This window comes from Planifilum fulgidum (assembly GCF_900113175.1).
In the GTDB taxonomy this organism is placed as follows: domain Bacteria; phylum Bacillota; class Bacilli; order Thermoactinomycetales; family DSM-44946; genus Planifilum; species Planifilum fulgidum.
This window is the reverse complement of sequence record NZ_FOOK01000003.1, coordinates 170,280-177,369: the sequence shown is the minus strand read 5'-3', so window position 1 is coordinate 177,369 and position 7,090 is coordinate 170,280. Positions and strand designations below refer to the sequence as shown.

6 protein-coding genes and 1 pseudogene are annotated in these 7,090 nt (G+C 55.8%); 1 reads left to right on the top strand and 6 read right to left on the bottom strand.

Annotated features, from left to right (window positions below; genetic code table 11):
• The 5 genes from BM063_RS02880 to BM063_RS02860 all read right to left on the bottom strand — a co-directional run.
• Window positions 1-264, bottom strand: a 264-nt coding sequence (locus tag BM063_RS02880; protein ID WP_143085213.1) for a transposase, incomplete at its 3' end; no start/stop codon positions are given.
• Between the two features lie 149 nt (window positions 265-413).
• Complete coding sequence (locus BM063_RS02875) at window positions 414-1,202, bottom strand: enoyl-CoA hydratase/isomerase family protein (protein WP_218154401.1); 789 nt, start codon at window positions 1,200-1,202, stop codon at window positions 414-416.
• 15 nt (window positions 1,203-1,217) lie between these two features.
• On the bottom strand, window positions 1,218-3,062 hold the full coding sequence (locus BM063_RS02870) for an AMP-dependent synthetase/ligase (protein ID WP_092035810.1): 1,845 nt from the start codon (window positions 3,060-3,062) through the stop codon (window positions 1,218-1,220).
• 169 nt (window positions 3,063-3,231) lie between these two features.
• A complete protein-coding gene (locus tag BM063_RS02865) occupies window positions 3,232-3,582 on the bottom strand; it encodes an SCP2 sterol-binding domain-containing protein (protein WP_092035809.1) in 351 nt (116 codons plus the stop codon).
• Window positions 3,583-3,791: 209 nt separating this feature from the next.
• The gene (locus tag BM063_RS02860) at window positions 3,792-4,415 is read right to left on the bottom strand and encodes a TetR/AcrR family transcriptional regulator (protein WP_092035808.1); all 624 of its coding nucleotides are present in this window, start codon (window positions 4,413-4,415) and stop codon (window positions 3,792-3,794) included.
• 374 nt (window positions 4,416-4,789) lie between these two features.
• Here BM063_RS02860 and BM063_RS18255 point away from each other — a divergent pair.
• A pseudogene (locus BM063_RS18255) lies at window positions 4,790-4,894 on the top strand (class I SAM-dependent methyltransferase); the annotation flags it as partial.
• A 752-nt stretch (window positions 4,895-5,646) separates the two neighbouring features.
• Here BM063_RS18255 and BM063_RS02850 read toward each other — a convergent pair.
• Window positions 5,647-7,005 carry a hypothetical protein gene (locus BM063_RS02850; RefSeq protein ID WP_092035806.1) on the bottom strand — a complete coding sequence of 453 codons (1,359 nt, stop codon included), beginning with the start codon at window positions 7,003-7,005 and terminating at the stop codon, window positions 5,647-5,649.
• Between the last annotated feature and the right edge of the window lie 85 nt (window positions 7,006-7,090).

Here is a 7,090-nt window from a genome sequence, read left to right as displayed (position 1 = left end):
GGCGATGTTGACCCGGATTTCCTCAATGAGGCGTCTTTCCGAACGAATTCCGTACAAATAACCGATCAAAAGCATTTTGAACAGCATGACCGGATCGATGCAAGGACGCCCATTATCTTGACAATACAAGGGGCGGCATTTTTCCGCGATAAACGAAAAGTCGATGGTTTCATTGATTTTTCTAAGCAAGTGATCTTGGGGAACAAGGTCTTCTATGTTGACTGTTTCGGGTTGAAATTCCCTGGATGGGTTCGTCCTGAACATATAAAAACCTTCCTTCGGAATTGTTTTATTCCGAATTCAACAAAAAAGGCTGTTGACCCTTCTTTGTCAACAGCCTCGAGCGCCCCTTGACGGGCGCTCCTTTTTCAAACCATATGGCCCAACACACCCGCCTCAAGGGGCGGACTGACTCACCGCCCCTTGAAGTTGGGGGTCTTTTTCTGGAAGAAGGATGTGACGCCCTCGATGGCGTCTTCCGTCCGGATAACGGAGAGCATGTTTTCCCTCTCGATGGCCAGCCCCTGCTCCAGGTCCACATCGGTTCCCCGGACGACGGCATCCAGGATCCCCTTCATGGCGAGGGGCGGCCCTCCCGCCAGCTGCTCCGCCCACTTTACCGCCTCCTCCAGGACCTTCTCCCGGGGAACCACCCGGTTGACCAGACCCCATTCCAGGGCGGTTTGGGCGGGAATGCGCTCCCCGCTCAGCATCATCGCCAGGGCGCGCCGGCGACCGACCAGACGGGCCAACCGCTGGGTCCCTCCGTATCCGGGCATGATCCCCAGGCGCACCTCCGGCAGCCCCAGCTCGGCGGTGTCGGCGGCGACTGCCAGGTGGCAAGCCATCTGCAGCTCGTTCCCGCCGCCCAGAGCATGCCCGTTGATACAGGCGATGATCGGTTTGGAGAAGCGCTCGATCCGGTTAAACAGGTCGTGCATCCGCTTGAGGGTGGCTTCAGCGGATTCGGGATCCGCCATGCCCGCAAACTCCGTCACATCCGCCCCGGCGGAGAACATCTTCTCCCCGGCCCCGGTCAGAACGACGGCGCGGACTTCCCCGTCCCCCTCGATTTTGTCCAGGATCGTTCCGATCTCCGTGAGCGTATCGCGGCTCAAGGTGTTCATCGGGGGCCGGTCGATGGTGATCACCGCCACCCGCTTCCGCATCTCAAGCCGACAGTTTTCTCCCCCCACTTCCATCCCTCCGTTCTCTTTTCAGTCGGCCGTTGCGGCCACTTCGCTCGCCGCCCCGGCATCTTCGCTGTAAGCTTTTTCGATCTGTTCGGCATATTTCTTCTCGATCTCCCGCATCCGCACCTTGAGGGTCGGCGTCAATTCACCGGTTTCCACCGACCACTCCCGTTCCATGATCACCACTTTTTTCGGCTGCTCGTGGGGAGCAAACCCTTGAACGGCCTTTTCCACTTCCTGACGGATCAACCGCTGGACCTCGGGATGGCGGATCACTTCCGCCCGCTCCCCCCCGATCCCCTTCTTCTTCGCCCAGTCCATGACATTTTCAAACTGGGGAACGACCAGGACAATGACATACTTGCGGTTGTTCCCGATCAGGGCCGAAGTCTCGATGTAGCGGCTTTCGTTGATCGCCGTCTCCACCGGCTGCGGCGCCACATTTTTCCCGGTGGAAAGCACCAGGATATTTTTCTTCCGGTCGACGACCTTCAGGTAGCCCTCCTCGTCCAGTTCGCCCAGATCCCCCGTGTGGAACCAGCCGTCCTCGGATATCGCCTCCCGGGTCGCCTCTTCGTTTTTGTAGTAGCCGACCATCACGCTGGGGCCGCGGACCAGAATCTCCCCGTCCGGGGCGATCTTCACTTCCACGTTGGGCAGGGGTTTGCCCACGGTTCCCACCTTGGAGCGGACCATCGGATTGGCGGAGATGACCGGAGACGTCTCCGTCAACCCGTAACCCTCCAGAATGGGAATATCCATGGCCCAGAAGAATTTCCCGATCTCCGGATTGAGGGGCGCCCCTCCCGAGACCATCCCCCGGATGCGGCCGCCGAGACCGTCCTTTACCTTTTTGTAGACGAGGGCCTTGGCCAGCTTCCACTGCCGGCGCAAGCCGGGAGGCATGGGATCCCCCAGGAGCAATTTGTCGATGGATTCATTGAGATAAATCTCGTACCGCTTCATGCCGACGCGGACCGCCCAGTCAAATATTTTCCGCCGAAGGGGCGTTCCCGACTCGATCTGCTCCTGCACCTTTTCATACACCTTTTCGAAAAGGCGGGGAACGCTGGTCATCACCGTCGGCTTCACTTCCTGCAGGTTCTCCTGGATCTTGTCGATGCTCTCCGCGTAGGCGATGGTCGTGCCGATATACAGGGGCATAAATTGGCCGGCCATCCGTTCGAAAACATGGGACAAGGGAAGATAGGAGAGCAGGACATCCTCGGGTTTCAGCTCGATCACCCAGAAATGAACGCCTTCCATGTTGGACAGGAAATTACCGTGGGTGAGCATCACCCCTTTGGGCGGCCCCGTCGTCCCCGAGGTGTGGATGATCGTCGCCAGCCGGTCCCGCCCGATCTCATCGAAGCCCTTCTCCCAACCCTCCAGGGGATGGGATTTTCCCTCCTTCAGAAGATCGGCCATGTCGAGGACGCCTTCGCCGGGCGCAAACCCGTCCCCGGGACGGATCACGATGATGCTGGAAACGTCCGCGTCCCCTTCCCGGACCTTTTTCAGCTGATGTTCGTCTTCGACGACGATCGCTTTGCATTCGGCGTTTTTCAGAATATAGGACACCTGTTCCGGAGTCAACGTGGGATAGACGGGAACTGTAACCGCTCCCAGACTCAGGATGGCCAAATCGGTGATGGGCCACCAGGGATTGTTCTCCGACATAAGGGCCACCTTGTCGTCCTTTCCGATGCCCAACCGGACCAACCCGGCGGCCGCATCCTGAATCTGCCGCCACATTTCCCGATAGGTCATGCTTTGATACGCCCCGCCGCTCTTCCACATCAGGGCCGGCTTGTCGGGGTATCGTTCAACGGTTCGCTGAACCGCCTCCAGCAGATTTTTGGGCTTCATCGAAACCCTCCCGTCGCTGTTAAACTCGTACGGTTTCTCCCACAACCATTTTTCATTTATATTTATTCCGCAAAAACAGTGGGTTCCGAAGTTTCCGTCTTTTGAGGCTGGCCGTTTCCTTTGTTTTTCTGAAGAAAAAGGAAATCAAAAAATGCTGGATCCTCCGTCCTCACGCCCGCGGAGGCTCATACTGGCCCAACACGTTTTGCAGCTTCATCGCCAGTCCCAGATTGCCCTTCACCTTCAGTTTGCCGGACATGAAGGCCGCCGTCGGATTCAGGTTGCCGAGCAGCATGTCCTTGAAATCGGCGGCGGTCATCTGGATCGTGCAATCGGCGGTCGCCGCCTCCCCTTGCTCCACTTTGGCCGCTCCATCCGCCAGATGAAGCTGATATACGGCTCCGTCCTCCCCGGACAGATCAAACTGGTAGATGGCCTTCATTCCCTCGATCGGTTTCGGGTTTTCCTTCAACCGCTTTTCGATCTCCTGAAAAACTTCCGCTGTCGTATAATTGGCCATTGGTCCCGCTCCTTTCGGGTGATGAATTTGGACAAACCGGTCCTTCGACCGGAGACAAACGCCTTCCACCGCCGTCTGTGCCGTAAATCGCCCGTCATCTGTCGCCGCGGCCATCGGCGTCCCGTGTTTGGACGAAAACCTGCGCATTTTCCCTTTCTTCCGACATTTCGGGATAGAAAAATCGCACCGGCGCGATTTCGGGGGGATTTTCAATTGGCAGACTGTTTCATCACCAGGGCCGAGAAGGATCCCACAACGATCCGGTTCAACATCCGCGCCAATCGGTCGAGATCCGCCTCCTGTTCCGAAGTGATCACGTTTTGGATCACCACTTCGTTGATGGCTCCCACCATCGCCTGGGCGCCGATCTTCAGCTCCTCCTCGGGGACGGTTCCGGACAGCACATCCCGCACGATGCTGTAAATCAGTTCCGCAAAGCGGAGATGGGCTTTGCGCCTCACCTTCTCCACCTCTTGGCTGACCCCCACCGAAGCCACCAGCAGCAGGCGCGCCACCGTCACCCGGTCGGTGCAAAGCTCGATATAGCGGCGGATTCCGGAAAAGGCCTTGTAGGACACCTTCTCCTGCCGATCCGCGGCCTTTTTCACCTCGTCCAGCACTTCGTCGACCAGCCGTTCAAACAGCTGGACCAGCAGTTCCTCTTTGCTGCGAAAAAAATTGTAGAACGTCGTTTTGGAAACATGGGCCGCCTCCACCATCTCCAGGATGGAGGTTTCCTTAAATCCCTTTTCCGTAAACAGGCGCAGGGCCACATAAAGCAGCTTCTGACGGGCGTCCTTGGGCATTCGCTTTGCAAAAAGCAGGGACTCCAAAAGATCATCCCCCCGTAAATACCAGTACGTATCGGTATTTTACTTCAGAGTGGAAAAGGATGTCAAGATGGCATGGACTTTGTATAAGGATATGGATGTTTCATAAACAAGAATAACCATCTTATGTCTCTTCCATTGGATATAAGGATTATTTGACGTTTTTGAATGCATTTTTACGGACAATCCGCGTCATTTTCTTGGGAACGGGATTCCCTGCTTTCGAATTTCGCCGGGGCCGTCCCATGAAAGATCGTGGGAATCAATGGATATCGATTTGTCAGAACGCGCTCTGTATGATCTGGAAAACCCGTCTTCAAGTGAACTTCCTTTTCCTTTAGATCTTGCAAAAAGGTTTGTAAGAACCGGGCTGTGGAACCGGCCGAATCATCATTCCCATGGCAAAGACAGGGGTTTCCCTGATCGCTGTCGATATACATGAGGGCATGCTTAAGAGAGAAAAAGAGAAAGCTTCACCATGACTTTCCATTCACTGGAAAGTCCGGGATTGTCGCCAATTGCACTTGAAGGTGAGAGTACCCTTTGCGGATGACAGGACATGGGTTCCAACATTTTCTTACAAATGAAGAACCGGATCACGTTCTGTTTCGGTGTTTAAAAGTGAGTGGGATTTTTGTGTTTGATACGCGTTTTCCCCCGTTGGAGGACTTATCGGGTCAACCAACCTTCCGGCGATCCGTGAATGACGCACAGGGGAGAACGGTACAAATCTACACAAAGGAACAATATGATCCGATTCAACAAATCGAGCGTTGCAAAGTGATTCGACGTTTTTTTGATGCATGACGGCTGGTTGAAGAGAGGGAAAGTTCCATCGTTCTCCGCTATACGTATCCGCAAGAGGCAAAAACGGATTTCAACCGCTTCGCGTGTGTGATGGAAGGAAAGACCGTCCTGTCACCCGATCTATGGAATCAATGGTAGTGATTTGATCGATTCCCCACATTGTCTCGTCGGATCCGATGATTTTTCCCGTGGCGGATGACTAGGTTCCGGCAATCGGCCGATCAAGTTTGCTCGATCCCTCCCTATGACAGCGGGGTGACCTTTCCCTTCGGACAGGGAAGGTTACTTTGGAGAAAGCGCGGAATGTTGACGCCTCCACCGGGCGGCGTTTCTTATTTCGATTGCGGCACAACAGACAACGGTTTGCCGTTTTCAAGGAACTCCGCAAATCGGTTCCCTACTCGGAAGAAAGCCATATTCTTTCCAATCACAACAACCAATAAGCCAGCCCCACTCCCGCCCCGCCGAAGGCCAGGGAAAAGCCCAGGTTCCAGCGGGAAATGCGGTAGGGATTGAGGCCCGTCCGTTCGCTCATCAGAATGACGGTCGAATTGTAGGGACCGGCCACGTCCGGAGCGACGCTGGAGGTGACCAGCACCAAGGCCAGGCTCAACGGGTTCATGTTTTCCAGAAGCGGCTGAATGAACACGCCCACAAAGCTCAGAGTGACGAGCGTGCTGATTCCCAGAAACGTCATGCCCAACATGAACAGCTGGATGGTCAGAAACAGGAGAAGAGGCGTCTCTTCCACCCGGTGAAGCAGAGTTTGAAGTCCATCGATGGCCGCCGACTGCTGAATCATCCCGTTGAAAAACCCGACGGACAGAAACAGGAGCACCATGTTTTGCAGCTGCGGCGTCTGGCGCTTCCAGTTGGAAAAGCTGTGCCTCACATACCGCTTCAAGCGGCCGAGCATGGCTGCCCAAACGGCGGCGTACGGAACCATCGCGAGCGTCACGGCGGTGAAGAATCGGACATGAAGGAGACTCTGCACCAACCACACGAAGGCCAAAAAGAACGCCAGCACCACCGGAAGCAGAAACAGCCGGCGGCGGCCTCGATCATCTCCCGGCGGCAGCCGGTCGCATCCGCTCCATTCAGCGGAATGGCGCCGATAACCCATCGTTCCGTCGGCCGCCAGCAGCCCAAGAGAAAACAGGAGGAGCCACGGAAGCATCGCCGTATAATCGACCCGGGTCATTTCAGCCACGAGGGCGATCAGCACCTCCAGGGGACTCCAGACCGTTCCCAGGGCAAATCCCCGCAGGATCGCGCGGCTCAAAAACTTCTTTTGCAGGGAGGGAGAAATCCCGGCAAGGTTTCGCTTCAACAGATCGTGGGCGATCGGAATGGCCGCAAAAAATAAAAAAACCGTCAACAGGTAGCTTGCGAAAGTGCCGCGAATATACAGTTTTCCCAGGTGTCCCGCCCGCGCGCTCAGCAGGCGGCTCAGCGCTTGGTCAAAGGATCCCACCTTCATCAGGCTCTGAAAAAAGGAAAGAACGAACAGCAGGGCGAGCAGCATGACGGGCGAAACAAAGTGATCCGACACATTCTTCGGGCTGATCCCCTCCACCCAAGCGATGCCGATTCCGGACGCCAAGAAGAGGAAACCGACCATCTGATACAACCGGTCGGCCCCCGGAAAAGAGAGAAGAATGCAGAGAAGGCCGACGAGGCCGAAGGCAGTCATCACGGCCTTCGAGGGCAAAAAAATCGTAATGAAGTACAGAACCACCAGAAGGGAATAAAAAAAGAGCCTGGCGTGACTGCTTCGCTTTCCCATGGCGCGAACCTCCAAAACCGCTAATGTGGAGGATGGTCCGATTCTTCCGCGAAATACACCGGTCCATTAAGTGGACTTTCCCGAC

Excerpts from the sequence above, each read along its gene's own strand:
- BM063_RS02875 (WP_218154401.1), bottom strand. The coding sequence starts at position 1,202 with ATGGAAGTGGGGGGAGAAAACTGTCGGCTTGAGATGCGGAAGCGGGTG.
- BM063_RS02870 (WP_092035810.1), bottom strand. The coding sequence starts at position 3,062 with ATGAAGCCCAAAAATCTGCTGGAGGCGGTTCAGCGAACCGTTGAACGA.
- BM063_RS02865 (WP_092035809.1), bottom strand. The coding sequence starts at position 3,582 with ATGGCCAATTATACGACAGCGGAAGTTTTTCAGGAGATCGAAAAGCGG.
- BM063_RS02850 (WP_092035806.1), bottom strand. The coding sequence starts at position 7,005 with ATGGGAAAGCGAAGCAGTCACGCCAGGCTCTTTTTTTATTCCCTTCTG.